The following is a 17,424-nucleotide window of genomic DNA, read 5'->3' as shown; positions in this document are numbered from 1 at the left end:
GGCTCGATCGGTGATAATGTTGGACCCGTTTATCCAGTTGACCACGGGAAATTCGTATTCCAACCTGTTGCTGGGGTGCATTGTAGCAAATCTCGTCTGGATGCTTAGATTGTGTCGAATAAACCCAAGAATGTAGGCGACTTGTTGCGCGAGTTCCGAGAACATCGCGACACCATCCGCCAAGAACTGGCCAAAATCATTATCGGCCAGGATGAGGTCATTGAGCAATTGTTGGCCGCGATTTTTACCCGCGGACATTGTCTGCTGGAAGGCGTGCCAGGACTAGCCAAGACGTTATTGGTCAGCACGCTGGCCAGGATCGTGGATGTCAGCTTCAATCGTGTGCAGTTCACGCCCGACCTGATGCCGTCGGATATCACGGGTACCAACGTCTTGGACGAAGACGAAAATGGCCGCCGCCAATTCAATTTTGTTCAAGGGCCAATTTTCACGAATATCTTGCTAGCGGATGAAATCAACCGCACGCCCCCCAAAACGCAAGCCGCTCTGCTGCAAGCCATGCAAGAGCGTGAAGTGTCTGTAGGACGCATGACCTACTCGCTGCCAGATCCCTTCTTCACCATTGCGACTCAAAACCCCATTGAGCAGGAGGGCACCTATCCGTTGCCGGAGGCCCAGTTGGACCGCTTTATGTTCAACATTATCGTGGACTATCCTTCCCTGGAAGAAGAAGAACAGATTCTGTTGGCCACCACGCGCCACGAAAAACCCGAAGTCCAAAAAATACTGTCGGCGCGTGCCATTTTGAATATTCAGAAACTGGTGCAAAGCGTGGCGGTTAGCCCTTATGTGGTCAAGTACGTTGCGCATTTGGTTCGGGCAACCCGACCGCGTGATGATCGAGCCCCAATCTTTGTGCGAGAAATGGTGGATTGGGGAGCCGGGCCGCGCGCGGGTCAGTTCTTGATCAATGGTGCCAAGGCGGTTGCGGCTATGGATGGACGATTTAGCGTGGGTGTCGAGGACATTCGTCGCGTGGCCGTGCCCGTGCTACGACATCGGATCAGTACAAATTTTCAAGCCCAAGCCGATGGCCTGGATAGTCAACAGATTGTGGCTCGATTGGTCAAAGAGATTCCAGCGCCTGAAATCCCCAAATTTGAATCGCCTCCTCAACGCTAATCCGCTGAGTGCTCATCCGCTCGATACCGCCAGCCATCCTTTCGCAGCCATCCTTTCGCCAGCGCTTCACCACCGATTGTCATGGTCGCCGTCAAGCAGTACCTGAAACCCGAATTGGCCGCGCAAATCAAGCGTCTTGACTTACGTGCGCAGATGATTGTCCGTGGTTTCTTGCAGGGGCTGCATGCCAGCCCATTTCATGGCTTCAGTGTAGAATTCAGTGAGCATCGGCGCTACGCCGCAGGCGACGATCCGAAAGATATCGACTGGATCGCCTACGCCAAAACCGATAAGTACTACGTCAAGAAGTTCGAGTCGGAGACGAACATTACTGGCTATTTGGCGATCGATCTCAGCCAGTCGATGAACTATACCTATCGACAAACCTTGACCAAATTGGACTATTCGATCTGCCTGGCTGCCGCCTTGGCCTATCTGATGATTAGCCAGCAAGATCCGGTTGGGTTGGTTACGTTTGATACCAAGCTGGGAGCCTGCGTGCCGCCTCGTAGTCGGCGCAGCCAATTGCCGATCATCCTTAGCCAGCTCACAAAGCTAAAAGTCGCGGGTGAGACCGATTTAGCCAGCTCGTTGACACAGTTAGCATCGATGCTCCGCCATCGCAGCTTGATCATGTTGTTTAGCGACTTGCTGACGGAGCCACAGCCAATGTTGCGTGCATTGCGCAGCCTGCGCCATGTCGGTCATGATTTAATTGTGTTTCATGTACTGGATGAAGCTGAAGTTACCTTTCCATTTCAAGGCCCTCTACAACTGCGTGATCCTGAAACTGGCCAATCCGAAAACGTGTTGGCTGCAAATGCCGCCGCCGACTATCGTCAGCGAATTCAAGAATTTTGCCAGCAACTGGACCGCGATCTGACAGAAGCCGGTATCGACTACGTGCCGTTGGATACCAGTCAACTGTACGACAAGGCGCTGATGGAGTACCTGCTCAGACGTCGCGGGCGGTTTTAGTCTGGGGAGGGTGAGTAGCCAGGATGAATTTTGCACACCTGACGTTGTTGGCAGGCCTAGCGGCGCTGGCGGTCCCCGTGGTCCTCCACTTTCTAGGTCGGCGACAGCCGCAGGTTATCGACTTTCCAGCCTTGCGGTTTGTGCGTCAAACGCAGATGGAGCACAGCCGAAACTGGCGCCTGCGGCATGTCCTGTTGTTGCTCTTGCGGATGTTGTTGTTGGCCATCCTGGCATTTGCACTCGCCCGGCCTCGCGTTCATAGTGCCAACCTGGGCAGTGTGGTGGGCATTGGTGGACTTGTGCTGCTTGCGGCATTGGCAGGCTTGGCCGCAGCGGTGGCCCGGGCCTCACAGCGTCCGCGCGGCGTTTGGCTGAGCGCGCTGCTGGTGGCGCTGGCGCTGCTGGGCAGTGCTGCAGTGTGGGGCCTGCGCACGTTGCAGGCGGGGCCGGCTTTGCCTTCGGCAGATTCGAAAGCTCCCGTGGCCGCAGCAGTCATCATCGATACCAGCCCGTCGATGGAGTATCGTGCGGGCAATCAAACGCGACTCGATGCCGCCAAGGAAATGGCGGATTGGCTGATCGGTCGCCTGCCACCGGACAGCCAACTGGGAGTGCTGAGCGATGCACCCCTGGGTTCGTTGTCACAAAATCCTACAGGTGCCGCAAATCAAGTGCAGTTGATTCAAAGCACAACGCCTCGAGTCGAACTGCTTTCGCGCCTGCGAACCGCCATCGATTTGGTGCAAGCCAATCCACTGGAACGCAAGGAAGTCTACCTGGTTACCGATTTGAATGTGGCGTCCTGGGGCACCGCGCGCCCGGATCTGTTAAGTCTCGTCGCCGCATCGGCTGATCGAGTGCTGATTCAGATTATCGATGTGGGTGTGACCGATGCCGTTAACCGACAATTGGGCGATGTGCAAACGGATTATTACACCTTGCCGATCGACAGCGACGCAACCTTCCGGGTTCCCGTTGCCCAGGTTGGCGGAGTGACCGATGCCCAGGAGACCTTGACGGTTGAATTGTGGCAGCAAACGATTGACCCTCGCTTGCCAGTTATCAATGACGGACAACTGAAAACCTCCTCCAGTCAGATCGTTGATCGTCAAGTTGTCTCACTAACGGGTGCAGGAGCAGCCGAGGTTTCCTTGTCGGCCAAACGACTATCGGAAGGCGTTCACCACTTTTCAGTGCGTTTGGATCACAGCGATCCGCTGACCGTTGACAACCAGCGGTTTGTGACCATTTCTGTTCAGAAACAACAGCCAACGTTGATCGTTGCCGACGATCCCGAAATTGGTCGTATCATGTGGCTGGTACTCAATCCGCGTGACACCGGTCTCAACGAAGACTCGTCTGTAAGCGTCGTGAATTTTCGGCAATTGTCACAAGTTGAGTGGACTAAGTATTCAGTACTTGCGCTCTACGATCCTCCCAGTCTTGCAGATTCCGTCGTTGATGCACTTCACAAACGTATTTCCGACGGAGCCGGATTGTTGCTGGTACTGGGTCCGGCGTTGGAATCGTTGTCGGGCGCGTTGGACAACACACCTGTTGGCCGCTTGCTGCCTGGCCAGCAAACGCAGCTTGTCAGCCGCGCTAAGTCCGATCGCAGTGCTTTCTGGCAGCCAGCCACTCTAGCACATCCGGTGTATCATGATCTGGAAGTACCTGCCGGCGACATAGCCTGGCAGTTGATGCCTATCTTTCGCAACTGGAATTTTCAGCGGTTGCACGATAACACACAGGTTCTGGCGACTCTTTCAACAACTCAATCACCGCTGCTGACCGTTCAACCTCACGGTTCCGGCCAGATCATGACGCTGACGACGCCCATTCCGGAACTTGAGCAGCCGTCGCGCAGCGTGTGGAATGAGCTGTGGATTGCCGACCAGTTCTGGTGGGCTTATGGTATATTGTCGGGCAGCCTACGCACGCTCAGTGGCGGCGACCAAACGTCCGCCAATTTTCTGGCCGGACAGCGCGTGCGACTCAGAAATGATACCACGCTGTGGCCGAGTCGCTGGGATCTATTCACGCCTACGGCCCAACGTCAAGCGTTGCAGTCCGTTGACGGCTGGTTGGATGCTGGAGCCCATTGGCCGCCGGGCACCTATTATCTGCGCGGTACGCTACGAGTCCCCGTGTCACGCGGATTTTCAATCAACGTGCCAGCCGCTGACACGACCATGAAGCGTATCGACTCGGATACGCTCGATCGTTTGTTGGGCACAGGCACCTATCGGGTAGCTCGTGAGCGTCAGCAGGTGGAGAGCAGCGTGGTCCAGGCGCGTTACGGCCAGGAGTTGTTTCCACTGTTGATGCTGTTTGTGGCAGCTATCTTCCTAGGCGAACAGGTTATGTCAAATCGCTTTTACAAGATAAAGCTGCAATTTGGCAAGCGCACGTATCGGGGCTCGGACTGAATGAATATCGTTGGAGACTGCTTACCAAGCGACGTCCTACCAGTCGCCCAATGGACCGTCGAGCCGATCTTTGGCTGGTGGTTGTTGGTTGCGCTGTCAGCAATCACTGCCGCTAGTTTGTGGTTCACCTTGTCGTCCCGCGAGCTGAGTGCGAGGCGGCGCTGGACCTTGGCAGGTCTACGAATGGGCTCGTTGTTGCTGCTGCTGCTGGGCTGGCTCCGGCCGACGCTGCTGACCAGCATCGATCGCGATACCGAAGGTGCCATTGCCGTGCTGCTGGATCGCAGTCAAAGCATGAGCCTGCCCAGCGATAGCCTGGGCAAGTCCCGGTGGGATGTACAGCGTCAGGTATGGCGGGCCATTGTTGATGCAACTGGCTTGCAACTGGGTGGTACTCAAGTTGTCCCGTATTTCTACGACAAAGAGTTGATGCCCGCCGAGTCCTCGGATTTGCCACAATTGAACCTGGGGCTTGGCCAGGCGCCCGAAGGTCGTATCACCGATCTAGGCCAAGCATTGGCTCAGGTGGGGCAGCTTCAAGTGCAGCCTCCGTTGCGAGGAGTCGTGATGGTCGGCGATGCGACTCAAACGCTTGTGCCGCCGCAGCACGATCCGTTATTGATCGCTCGGCAAATGGCGCAGCTCAATCAGCCGATCTTTCTAGTCGGCGTCGGTGCGCGCGGGGAAGGCGGCTTGCTGCGTGATGTGGCGCTGGAGGCTATGCCGGAACAGATTTCCGCTTTTGCCAATAAAGAGGTCAGCGTGCCATTGATTGTGGCCGCACAGGGCATGCAGAACCAGCCGATCGACCTACGCTTGAGCTTGGTCTCTGGAGATCTGCCGCCTCAAGAACTCAGGCGCCGCAAAGTGTTGGCCTCGCAGCCCAGTGAAAAAATTGCTGTAGACTTTCGTATTCAACTCACACAGCCCGGTGACTATCTGATAGTTGCTGAGGCGAGTGTTGATACGACCGAACAGATTACGTCGAACAACAAGCTGTTGAGCTTTGTGACCGTCCGCGACGGAGGCGTGCGCATTCTGATGGTCGAAGGCCAACCACGTTATGAACAATTGTATCTCAAGACCTCTTTGGACGCTTCGATCGACTTCGATCTGCAATTCACTTGGCTCCCGCAGCGCAGTCGACCTAAATGGCCTATCGATATCGGATCGAATCTGGACCTGTCTGCCTTCGAAGCCTTTGTGATTGGCGATCTCGATTCGCGAGCCGTTAGTCCGGATGCCTGGAAGAAGATCGTGTCGCAGGTGCAACAAGGCGCAGGATTGTTGCTACTGGGCGGCTATCACAGTTTTGATGCGGGCGGCTATCAGGACAGTCCGCTTGCACCAGTCATTCCATTACGACTGGCCCCTGGGCGCCAGGAGTGGAATCGTCCGATCGACTCGCGTTTTCATCTGCCTGGCCCCAATCAACTTGTGCCAACTCGGCCTCATCCAATAACCAATCTGTTGCCCGAGCCCGATAATGCGCGGTTGTGGCAGAGCCTCAAGCCGCTGGATGGCATGAATCGGTTTGGACAACTGAGCTCGTCGCCGGGGACACAGGTGTTGTTGGAGGATGCAGAAGGCAATCCTGCCTTAGTCGCCGGGCAGTTTGGTCAGGGTCGCATCCTGGCCTTTGCAGGTGACTCGACGTGGAAATGGTATTTGTCGGGCGAACAGTCCGGACAAAAGCGCGCCCATCAAACCTTTTGGCGTCAAGCCATGTTGTGGCTGGTCAGTCGCGATAACCCCTATCAAGGCTTCCGACTGGATATCGACTCGCGACGTCAAGACATTGACGCCGCGCCCAAGATCCGCTTGCAATGGTTTGGTGGGGGCAGTCAGTTGCCACTACCCACGCAATTGAAACTAGCGCTCAGCCGTCAAGGCAAACACCTGCGCGATTTGGAAGTGATATCTACGGGTGATAACTCGCGGGAAGCCACCGCCACCGGCCTGGATCAGCCCGGACTGTACGAAGTGCGCTTGACCGCTACAGGCGACGATGGTGTCAGTTACGACAATCAACTGGCGTTCCTGGTTCAAGACAGCTCGCGAGAACTTGCACAGCCTGCAGCCGATTGGCAGATGATGTCGAACTTAGTTGCCGCTGGGGCTGCTGCCGGCAGCCAGCTGTTTCTGCCCGAAGAAACCGACCGGCTGGTTGAACAGTTACTGCAGCATCAGAATTCGGCCAAGGTTAGCTCGCTGGAACGACGGAGACTGGGCGATGCAGCCTGGGACTCATGGCTCTATTTTCTACTGTTCTGCTGTTTGATGACCACCGAATGGGCTCTAAGACGCTTTTGGCAGTTGCCCTAGAAGTCAGCGTCACTGAATGAATGGTCGCTCAGGTCAAATATGAGGCTAGGCTGGGATACATCGACATGGCAGAGGATTTTTACTATATTCGGGCGCAAATTCTACACTCAATGGAAATTCAATAGCGGCGGTATTGATGCAAGCTACTACGAAGTACTCACCAAGGATCAGCTACCACGTGTCGGCTCACGCGGGTGGTGCGCATCTCCAGCCATTGCAGCGTTTTTTTCGGCTGCTGAACCTGGACCGCCAGGACATCGGCACTATCGCGTTGTTTTCTTTTGTGGCTAGTATTTTGAGCTTGGTATCTCCACTGGCCGTCGAGGCTCTAGTAAATGTGGTGAGCTGGGGGATTTACTTGCAGCCGCTGCTCATACTGGCACTGATTCTGTTTGTTGCATTGACGTTCGTGGCTTTTCTGAACGTTTTGCAAGCAACTATCGTAGAGATCATTCAGCGCAGGTTGTTTGTTCGCATCGTTGCCGAATTGTCGCACCGATTTCCGCGAGCTTCACGCATGGAGCTGGCTGGTGCGTATCCCCGTGAAATCGCCAACCGTGTATTCGACATCATGACCATCCAGAAGTCCATGTCTGTCCTACTGCTTGACGGCATCTCGATCATCTTGGTTACAGTCCTAGGTCTGCTGCTGTTGGGGTTTTACCATCCTTTTTTGCTAGGATTTGACCTGATTCTGATAATGCTCATGACCATCGTGATGTGGCTCTTAGGTTGGGGAGGCACGCGGACGTCGATCCTTGAGTCAGTCAGAAAATATCGCGTTGTCCATTGGTTGCAGGATGTGCTGGATACACCATCAGCGTTTCATGTCAATGGTGGCCAGAAGCTGGCTGTGGAGCGAGCAAGTCAGTTGTCAGCGGATTATGTCCAGGCGCGGAAAAGTCATTTTCATGTGCTGCTCAGACAACTTGCGTTCGCGGCTGGGATTCAAGTGTTTGCGCTGACAACTCTGTTGGGTTTGGGCGGGTGGTTAGTTATCGAAGGCGAGCTAACACTCGGGCAGTTGGTAGCCAGCGAGTTGGTCGTAACTATTGTGTTGGCCGCTTTTACCAAGGGCGGCAAGTCCATCGAAAAGTTCTTCGACCTGATGGCAGGACTGGAAAAAGTCGGTCATTTACAGGACTTAGCTCTGGTAACGCACCAACCCATATCCATCGACCATGCAGGCCCACTGGCAATTCAGTGGGATCGGATTGAGTCGCGGTACGGAAATCAGTTGTTGCGATTGGATGCCTGCCAAGTACCCGCAGGGACATGCGTGGCCTTATTGACCTGGGAAAACCCTGCATTGGTCATGAAAGTACTGAGCGGTTTGCTCGTGCCACACACTGGACGAGTGACGGTTCAGGGAATTGATACTAGTCGACTGGCATCCGGCAGTCAGCAGGAGGCGGTAATCGGTTATGCCTCGCGGCCCAGTTTTTTTTGCGGGACAATCTCTGAGAATGTGGCCTTGGGCCGCGATGGCGTTGATGAACAGCGTGTTCGGGAGGTCTTGCAACAGGTTGATTTGTGGTCGGACGTTGCAGCACTGCCGCACGGACCATTGACTCAGTTACAGTCGGACGGGTATCCATTGTCCGAAGTACAGCAATGTAGGCTGATGATTGCTCAAGCGCTCGCGGCTCGGCCGCGCATCCTGCTGATTGAAGCTTTGCTGGACAACCTGCCGCCCAAGGACCAATTGCGGTTGTTCAAACTCCTCCGGTCAGAGCACGCTGATTGCACTACGTTGATCAGTACTCGACTGCCCGGTATCGCCGAACAGTGCGACGATCAGATTCGAATGGAGGCTTAATGAAATGAGTCAGTTGCTGACCAGTAAACAATTGGAATTTCCGGCCTTAGAATTGGCACAAAGTAGTCACTGGATCCGTTGGGTTGGCCGAGTCACGATGGTGGCTCTGGGCTTGGCCTTTCTAGGGCTATTCTTCCTGCCGTGGCAGCAAACGGCCGCCGGTACCGGCATTGTCCTAGCCAAAGATCCACAGGAACGTCCCCAGGCATTCAAGAGCCCTGTTCAGGGAATCGTCAAATGGGTCAAGCCGGATCTCTTGGAGGGTTCGGTTGTCGAGCAGGGGGAAACGCTTATCGAACTTGAACCTACAGCTGCCGGCGGGGTGCAGCAATTGAATCTGCAAATCGAGGCCGCGAAGCTGAAAATAGCTGCTGCAGACGAACGGATTCGCTTCGCCCAGGAACAAGTTGCGTTGCAAAAAACTAGCGGTGAATTGCTGGCCGAATCGCTCGATAAGGAACGCGTGGCGGCAGTGACCAAGTGGGAGCAGGCTAAGCGCGAACTAGCGTCCCTGGAAGCCGAACTTGTAGATAAACACAACAAACGCATGATCGCTGAAAAGGTCTTTGAGAGCGGGATTATCTCGCAAGAAGAACTGGTAACCAAAAGGCAAGATGAACAGGTCCAGCAGCAAAAAGTAGAGAAGGCGGAAAAAGCTGTGGATGAGGCTGAAGCCAATTATCAAGCACAGCAGAAGGCACTGGAAGCCAAACTCCGTGATATCGAGATCAAAAACCGTGAAGCTCAGAATAAAGTGCTCGTCGAGCAAGACAAATTACAATCGGCACTGCAAGAGTTAGGCAACCTGGAGGTAAAACGTCAGGAACAGGTACGTCTAAAAATTACAGCCCCGCGCAGTGGTCACATCCAACAATGGTTCGGGCTTGAAGGCAGTGATACCATCAAAGAAGGCGATCAGCTATTTGTGATAGTCCCCCGGGCCTCCGAAATGGCGGTCGAATTGCTGATCAATGGCAACGATTTTCCATTGGTACACCAAGGTGATCGAGTCCGACTTCAATTTGAAGGTTGGCCGGCAGTTCAGTTCGTCGGCTGGCCATCTGTTGCCATTGGTACCTTTGGCGGTCGAGTCAATCGCTTGGCTCCGACCGACGATGGCAAAGGCATGTTTCGAATCCTAGTATTGCCCGACAATCACTTAGCCCATGACAACAATTGGCCGGATCAAGCGTATTTGCGGCAAGGTATGCGGGCCAACGGTTGGGTCTTGCTCCGTCAGGTTTCATTAGGCTACGAACTCTGGCGACAAATCAACGGCTTTCCCCCGTCGTTGCCGAGTCCCGATTCGAAAGCCAACAAGCCGAAGATTAAACCTAAAGTGTGACCGTTCACGCGGTGTGTAGGCGAGCAGCGTTATCGGGGTGCTGTCGCCCAGCTGTGGGTGAAAGGTGTTCCACGTTCTGGCGACTGTAGCTACCGGAACACCATGGCCAGCTGTGCTAAGACGGTCCGCGATTGGTGCGCTTCTGCCAATCACTTTCGAATTCGCGAGGCGCAACCGCTGCTTCTTTTGGCAGGTCACCAGGACCTGGACGTGTTGATTCTGGTAACTGCGATACGTTGAGCGCTTGCTCAAGTGGATCCAGGCCTAACGCAGCTTGCAGATTCGCTAAAAAAACAAACCAGTCACGCTGTGCATCAACTACCAGAATTTCAACTTCATTAGCCTTGGTCTCCAAAATATTCAGATACAACAAGTCCGCATAGCCAAGTTGAAATGCTTGTCGATAACTTGTCAGCGACTCGAAGGCAGCCTGAAGTGCATTGGAAATCTGCTCGACTCGCTGGTTAGAAAGTTCTAGAGCATTGAGCGCTGTGCGCATTTCAATGGCGATTTTGTCACGCTGCAGCGCAACTTTCTGTTCAATTTGTGAAAGCTTAGCAGTGGTTTGTTGAACCTTGCCGATGGCATTGCGGCGTTGGATAGGTACATCCCCCCGAATCCCCAACATCAGCTCGAATTGTCCCTTGTCGTTCTTGGTTGTGGCTGGGCGACCAACATCCTGTGAAGCCTCTGTGACGATATCCAAATTGGGTAGTCTTTGATTCTGAGCTAGCTGACGATCCAGCCGAATCTGCTGTGCCTCGATCGATAGCAGTGCCAATTCAGGGCGCCGCGCCAATGCGGACTGAAAATCAGCCTGGAAATCAGTGGCTGGAACGGGCTGTATTACTGGAAAGTGCAGCGGTAACCAGCCGTCTTCAGGCACCAGAGATACACCAGAGGGATCTCGCAAGTACAAAGAGAGTTTGATGCCAGCTTCGCGAAACTTCTGCTCCGCTTCCAACCGTTTGCTGCTTCTTTCGGCTAGCAATTGTCGATTGAAGACGACATCAATCTGCGCGAATTTACCTGCCTTAGCACCCTCTTCAAACTGATCCTGACGAACTTGGGCTAGTAGTACCAACTCGTCTTGGGCCACCAGCCGAGCACCAGCAGCCACCCATTCCCAATACACCTGGGCCGCCTGGAAGCTGGCTTGCAGTAGGCTAAGTTGCACCTGAGGCCCAACCGCCTGTTGCGCAAGTCCGGCTTGAAACACTGCCACGCGTTGCGGATCGATGGCCCTGCCCTGCAGCAATGGCCAGCCGACTCCAACGCTAAGCTCGCCTCCTTGATTGGTTACCCTCTCCTGGTACCACGGTTGAAATTCACCTCGTCCGATTCGATAGCCCGCCGATACATAGCCACCCCACCATGTCTGCCGATAGGCACCTAATCCCTGACGATAATTGCGATAAAAGCCTGTCGGTTCACTTAGCGACTGTACATAGAGTTGCGTGTCATACGCTCCCATCGCCGAGGTATATTGTCCGCCAGCGACAGAACGCTCCAGTTGCGCTTGCTGAATTACTGGAAAATAACGATAAACGCTGGCCACTACATCGGCCAAAGTCAATTTTCCTTCAAGCTGGTCTTCAACAGTCGGCGTCGGTGTACGGTTTCTGCGTGTCGATAATGGCGCGTCTTGTGCCGATATGGCTTCTGCATTTTCTGATAGGGCTACAGCCTCAACAGCCCTGCTCGTACTGTCAGCACCACGATCGTCTATGACCTGCGCCTGTGCAGACAGGTGCAGCACCAGCGCCATTCCGGCCACCCAGACTCTACATGCAAGCATCCAGCCGTTCATCATCCGTCGCACCGTTACGATTGCGTAATCTGCAATGCAAGCATTTGATTCGAAGAGCAACTTCCCATACTCCTATCGGCATTTAGCTCAATCAATGCACGACGAAATGCCTATTCCAGAAACAAACTCCGTCTCAGCAAGTTTATGAAACGAGCCGATCTGACTGCTGGCGGTTAGTCGATAACGCATTTTAAGGAGGGTTTAGCTGGCACTGTGTACTTGCTAGCTCAACCGATGCTACTACAGCCCCTGCTGCCGAACTGATTGGCTGCTTGGAACAGTAGCAGCCTAATATTACCAATAGGGTGGAGCGCTAATTGGCCACAAATCAGACAATTCCGATGCTTGCGATCGCTGGGCTGCTGGCCTGTGAACTTGGCATGCCCTTTCAGTCCGCATATTCTGTGGAATTGCCTGCGCAATTATTTGGAATCACCCATGGCCAGCCGACTAGTCAAGCTAGCTCTGCAGGTCAGTTCACGGAGGTCGAGCAGAACACGCAGAAGTCAGATCCAGGCTGCGATCAACTGTCAGACTTGGGTGAAGTTGATGATTTGACCAAGCGACTGAAGAACTGTGGCCTATTGTATAAGAGTGACAGCAATCCGTATGTTCAAGAACTGTGGTTCCTGGGACGCTATCATGGCCAAAGCTATAACGCTGCCGGCAATGCAGGCGACAGCGACGACTGGGAAATCCGGCGATTTAGAATCGGCTCGCAACTCCAATGTTTCCAGCGACTGACGCTGCACGCCCAGATGGTCAGCGGCGCGGATATGTACCCGTTTTATAACGGCTTCACGGAACTGTGGACCCAGTGGAGCTTTCACAAAGTGTTCGCGATTACTGTTGGACAGCAGAAGCATCGGTTTACTCACGACCGCAACGTCTCCAGCCGCTACCTGAATACGCTCGAACGCAGCATGTTGGTAAACATGTTCGGACTGGATTATACGCCTGCCGTGACAGCGTCTGGTAATATTGAAAGGCTTTCCTATTACACCGGAGTGTTCTCCAACGCTACCAGTCGCGATATGTGGAATTCTTTTACCGAATTTGATTCTGGCTATTCACTACTATGTTCCGGAACACTCGATCTTGGCGATCGCTTGGGCACAGACCAAGCCTTTTGGAATCTGGGATACCTGTATAGCGACGCGAACTCGAACGCCACCAATCTCAATCGCTTTACCAATGGATGCTCTACCGCATTGATTTTGACCCAGGGGCCGAGATCACTGATTTCAGAGCTGCTGTTGGGCATCGGCGGCGCATACGGCGATGGCTTTGGAATCAACATCCAGCCCGGCGTATTTTTGAGCAGGTCACTGCAACTGGCCAGCAGATATCAATTCGCAATCTCTGACCAGGACAACAGTCTGGTAGCTCAGCGGCGATACGAGCAACCTGCGGGACTGACCAGCGGGGATCTCTACAACGCCGGATATCTGGGACTGAATTACTACCTGGCCGGGCATCGCGCTAAATTGATGAGCGGCTTGGAGTATGCCAACTTGAGCGGTCAAGACGTCTGGACTTTCAGCGTCGCCTTGCGCCTGTTCTGGGGACCAAACGCCAGCGGTCCGTTCCCCATCGACAAAATGTTGCAATAATCCGCCAGCGTCCCGCGTTCGCAGTCCCCAATTTCAGAATATGCAGGACTGGGCACGGTTCGTTCCCCCGGCTCCAATTCCTGTGCTTGCCGAGCCACCGCAGACTGTTTCAAGCTTTACAGCGCCGTCACACAAAATCGGCTCGGCGAATGACCGCCGAGCCGGATTGAAATCTGGTGGGTCTGGCCAGTACAGAGATAGCAGCAGGCAGAGGCAGATGTGCGTTGGGCGCGCTAGCTGGGCTGCTGAATGCGCAGCCGCTTCTGAATATCAGTTTCCAGTACGCCGAACACAGCTTCGTGACGCTGCACGGACATCTGCAGTGCAGCCAGTAAGCGTTTGGCGGTGTAGAAATTCAGAATGACGCGTTGAGTTACATGGATTGGATCCTTGGGTATGCCAACCGGTTGTGGATTCAACCCGAAGTCGACAATCAGCTCTTCTGGCGAGCCGGTTACGCGACAAAAATTCGCGTAGCAGGCGGTTGCATGACTGTCGTCAACATGGACTTGCACAGCTTGCGCTTGTTGTTGCGTTGCGGATTCGGCAACCGGGGCGTCAGCGGCTGGACCTGCAGGTGCGTTGTCTGTCTTTGCCATCTCTCTTCATTTCTCCTGTGCGAAACACCTAATAGCTGGCACATCAACTGAACGTACCAGACTCGTAACCATGTAACGAAACATGTCTTCTAATGCGAGCAATCGTTTAGGACCATCTTTGCAAGCGAGTGAAGACCAATGCGGCCTTATGGTCTTATCGGACCAAGGCGACTAAATCTCCAAGCGAAACGTTCGTGCAAAAAAGCGGTAGACTCTCCAGCCCAGCGATTTCCAGCCGACATACACCCGAGCCTGTCCCCGATACCCGATGCGCATGGGTAATTGTACGCTTTCCAATGGAACACGGGCTTGGTACGAAGTGCTAATCGGCTTTAATTTTCCTGATGCTGTCATTTCTGTATCCAGGCGCCCCCCCGATTGTAGCGAGATGTTCTCAGGAGCCTCTTTCATGTCCATCTCTGATATCCTAGCTATTTTGCCAGACAGCGACTGCATTCGGTCGGCCTCCAGTAGTATTTCCACACCTTGATTTTCGCGCACCAAGTCGATGTCATGTTGATCGATGACCAGGATAGCCTCCCAGGCGTCGGGCTGACCAATCAAACACAAAAGATCGGATTCGGCAAAGTAGGCATCTTGGTTCTTGGAGTCGAACGGACTGTCGCTCCAACTGGGCAGCTGCTCTTCCTCCGATACATGTTTGGGAATGGGCTTTGGTGGCGGAGGGAAGACCACGCCATCGTCGGTAGCAACCACCGTCAACTGTGCTAAGCGGTCACGTATTTCTCGAACCAGAACTTCTCGAGAACGAACCTTCTCTTGCTGGATTTCAAGCTGGGCACGAGCGTTCTCAAGCTGCGATTGATCCTTGAGCACATTCAATCGAACTTGAGCTTCAGCCAATTCGCCTTCGTATTGAGCCAACTGCGCACGTTCCGCGATGTTATCTAGCTGGGCGATTACGTCACCATTTTTGACAGAGTCGCCGGGTCGCTTGTGCCACTGAACCAATCGTCCGGGCAGTATGGCATAGACTTGCTTGCTGTCCTGGGGCTGGATTTCAACTGCACAACTTACGTGAAATGGAAGTGGCAGCCAGATGATTGTCGCCAAAATAGCAGCCGCTACCGCCGAGGAAACCACCATGTTCTTGCGCTTCATTTTACTCGCTCGCCCCGGAGTTCGGAAGAATTTAATCACATCCCAACATGGTTTGGCGATCATGCCTACCACGCCGGCAGCGGCCACGATTCGCCCTAGTGCTTGCAGCCCGTAAGGCTCCAACACTTTGATCAAAAACATCATGATCGAAAAAACGACCACCCAGCGATAGATCACCGACGCGACGGTGAACAAACCAAACCACATTTTGTTTCGCTGTGGCAGGAATGGATTGTCTTGTAGTTCCAGACCTAAACACTTCTGCTGAAACCACCGTTTGAGTATCTCGGTTGCCTTTTGACGTAGATTCGGGATCTCCAGAATATCCATCAATATGTAGTAGCCATCGAACCGCAGCAATGGATTGCCATTGAACACCACGGTGCTGACGGAGCAGATAAACATCACCGACAGGCACAGAAAGTTAAACATCCCCGGCTCGCTGAACCACCACAAATAAGTGGCAATCGAGGCCAGAGTTAATTCAACGTACATGCCAGCCGCACCAATGAACACGCGATGCCACTTGTTTGGCAGCATCCACGAATCGGAAACGTTGCAGTACAGGCAGGGAGTAAACACCAGGAACATTACACCCATTTCGTGACATTCGCCACCGTACCGCTTGCAACTCAGGCCGTGGCCGAATTCGTGCAGAATCTTGACCAAACCCATGGTCACGCCCAGATAGATCCAGTTGTGAGCAGCAAAAAACTGTTCAAAGGTGGGTAACTTGCTGCGAAACTCTTGGAAATTGACCAGCACCAACGTCAACGCGCTGAGACCAAAAATGGCGATTAAGATCAGTACCGGTAAAGTAAAAATCCACCAAGTAAATGGATTTAAGAAGCCAAGAATACGTTCCGGGTCTATACCGCGAAAGCGGAGTGCAAAAATGTTTGCCAGTTTGCCCAGTAATTCTTTCTTTTTCTTCTCATCGCCCCGGCGGCGCAGTTGCCTACCCTGACCAGTGGCTTGCGAGATGACCAAGCCGCTACGGTGCAACATACCGATGAACTGCTGCAAGTCGTGCAGCGTTATCCGCTGCGGAGCGAACTGCGCCTGAAAGCGATCTTTGATCTGTTGCAGGCTGATGTGGCCATCCAGCATATTCAGAATCGCGTACTCTTCGTCATGGAAGCGGAAGTAATTGAGTCCGACCGGTTCCTTGACCACCCAATAGCTACGTCCGTGGTACAGATGCCGTTCGGCTTGCAGGTCTGGCCGACGGCGCACTCGCAGCGGTCGCAATGCGCTGTTGACGAGGCTGTCGGCCATAGTGGTCATGTGGATTCAGTCCCTGGCGGTTACGATTTGTAGATGAAATTCAACCGCCTACCGCGCCGAGATCGTGACTTGCGCCGGCATTCCCGACCGCAGCAGCCATGAATCGCCAACCTGCTGATTCTTTATGCGAGTCCAAATTTTGATTCTGGCTGATGTGTCAATAGCACCGCTGACAAATTCGACCTGACTGTCGACAACATGCTTGTGAGTCGGAGAAATCTTGACGGCAATGCGGATCGGAGCGCCTTCTAGGCTGGCCACCGACATGCCCTTTTCATCCAGCGTTCGCAATGCGATATAGCCGACGACACGCATTTCGTACATGTGCTGAATGGTCAGCACTGGTTCCCCCGCACGAATCCAAGCACCTTGATCCTTGAGACGCTCGATCACCACAGCATCCCACGGAGCTTGAATGTCGTACAGACTGAGCTGCACCATGGCAGAACTTTTCTTAGCCTCGGCAACGTTTACTGCCACTTGGTCGGTTTGGCGCTTGACTTCGGCAACTTCGATTTGCAGCTTGGTCTTGTCACGCTCTAAATTCTTTCGCCGGACCATAGTTTCATTGGATGCCCCGCGTTGCAGCAGTTTAATCTCAGCTTCGGCTTCAGCTTGGGCGACCGCGTAGGTTGACTTAGCAAAACGAACATCTGCATCCTGTTTGGCTTGCATGATCGCCGCCTCTAGCTCTTGCTTGGCTACTTCCAGTTGAGCGTTGGCGACTCGATTGTCGATGCGAAACAGTACGCCGTCCGCGGGGACGGAATCACCTTCTTCAACAAGCATTTCTGCAATCAGTCCATCGGCTTGAGCGGCCACTTCAATCTTCCGCAAGCACTCGACGAGAAAGTTATCGTCTTCCAAAACACCCGACTGACCCCAACAGGGGACAGCCCGCATCAAGCAGGCTGTAGTGAGTACACATTGAAGCACGAATTTCGCACACGGCAT

General features: G+C 53.8%; 11 protein-coding genes. 7 read left to right on the top strand and 4 right to left on the bottom strand.

From position 1 onward, the window contains the following. Nucleotides 1-141: 141 nt before the first annotated feature. From KF752_02600 to KF752_02575, 6 genes are all read left to right on the top strand, one after another. A complete protein-coding gene (locus KF752_02600) occupies nucleotides 142-1,143 on the top strand; it encodes a MoxR family ATPase (GenBank protein ID MBX3420425.1) in 1,002 nt (333 codons plus the stop codon). Nucleotides 1,144-1,224: 81 nt separating this feature from the next. Then, nucleotides 1,225-2,121, top strand: coding sequence for a DUF58 domain-containing protein (locus KF752_02595; GenBank protein MBX3420424.1), 897 nt, complete (start codon nucleotides 1,225-1,227; stop codon nucleotides 2,119-2,121). Between the two features lie 23 nt (nucleotides 2,122-2,144). Further along, complete coding sequence (locus KF752_02590) at nucleotides 2,145-4,550, top strand: VWA domain-containing protein (protein MBX3420423.1); 2,406 nt, start codon at nucleotides 2,145-2,147, stop codon at nucleotides 4,548-4,550. Then, on the top strand, nucleotides 4,551-6,875 hold the full coding sequence (locus KF752_02585; GenBank protein MBX3420422.1) for a hypothetical protein: 2,325 nt from the start codon (nucleotides 4,551-4,553) through the stop codon (nucleotides 6,873-6,875). 136 nt (nucleotides 6,876-7,011) lie between these two features. Continuing rightward, on the top strand, nucleotides 7,012-8,694 hold the full coding sequence (locus KF752_02580; protein MBX3420421.1) for an ABC transporter ATP-binding protein: 1,683 nt from the start codon (nucleotides 7,012-7,014) through the stop codon (nucleotides 8,692-8,694). Between the two features lie 4 nt (nucleotides 8,695-8,698). After that, nucleotides 8,699-10,039 (top strand): HlyD family efflux transporter periplasmic adaptor subunit, encoded by a 1,341-nt coding sequence (locus tag KF752_02575; protein MBX3420420.1) that lies wholly within the window; start codon nucleotides 8,699-8,701, stop codon nucleotides 10,037-10,039. A gap of 115 nt (nucleotides 10,040-10,154) precedes the next feature. Here the strand turns inward: KF752_02575 and KF752_02570 are convergent, their stop codons facing one another. Beyond that, on the bottom strand, nucleotides 10,155-11,909 hold the full coding sequence (locus KF752_02570; protein ID MBX3420419.1) for a TolC family protein: 1,755 nt from the start codon (nucleotides 11,907-11,909) through the stop codon (nucleotides 10,155-10,157). Between the two features lie 281 nt (nucleotides 11,910-12,190). Between KF752_02570 and KF752_02565 the strand changes: the two genes are divergently transcribed. Next, the gene (locus tag KF752_02565) at nucleotides 12,191-13,462 is read left to right on the top strand and encodes a hypothetical protein (protein ID MBX3420418.1); all 1,272 of its coding nucleotides are present in this window, start codon (nucleotides 12,191-12,193) and stop codon (nucleotides 13,460-13,462) included. Nucleotides 13,463-13,695: 233 nt separating this feature from the next. Here KF752_02565 and KF752_02560 read toward each other — a convergent pair whose 3' ends face one another. The 3 genes from KF752_02560 to KF752_02550 all read right to left on the bottom strand — a co-directional run bounded on the left by KF752_02560 (nucleotide 13,696) and on the right by KF752_02550 (nucleotide 17,424). Further along, the gene (locus KF752_02560) at nucleotides 13,696-14,061 is read right to left on the bottom strand and encodes a DUF3467 domain-containing protein (GenBank protein MBX3420417.1); all 366 of its coding nucleotides are present in this window, start codon (nucleotides 14,059-14,061) and stop codon (nucleotides 13,696-13,698) included. A gap of 171 nt (nucleotides 14,062-14,232) precedes the next feature. Further along, nucleotides 14,233-16,470 carry a biotin/lipoyl-binding protein gene (locus KF752_02555; GenBank protein ID MBX3420416.1) on the bottom strand — a complete coding sequence of 746 codons (2,238 nt, stop codon included), beginning with the start codon at nucleotides 16,468-16,470 and terminating at the stop codon, nucleotides 14,233-14,235. 48 nt (nucleotides 16,471-16,518) lie between these two features. After that, nucleotides 16,519-17,424: an HlyD family efflux transporter periplasmic adaptor subunit gene (locus KF752_02550; protein ID MBX3420415.1), complete on the bottom strand. Its 906-nt coding sequence runs from the start codon at nucleotides 17,422-17,424 to the stop codon at nucleotides 16,519-16,521.

The sequence above is a fragment of the Pirellulaceae bacterium genome, assembly GCA_019636385.1.
Lineage (GTDB): Bacteria > Planctomycetota > Planctomycetia > Pirellulales > Pirellulaceae > Aureliella.
This window is presented reverse-complemented; position numbering and strand designations above follow the sequence as displayed.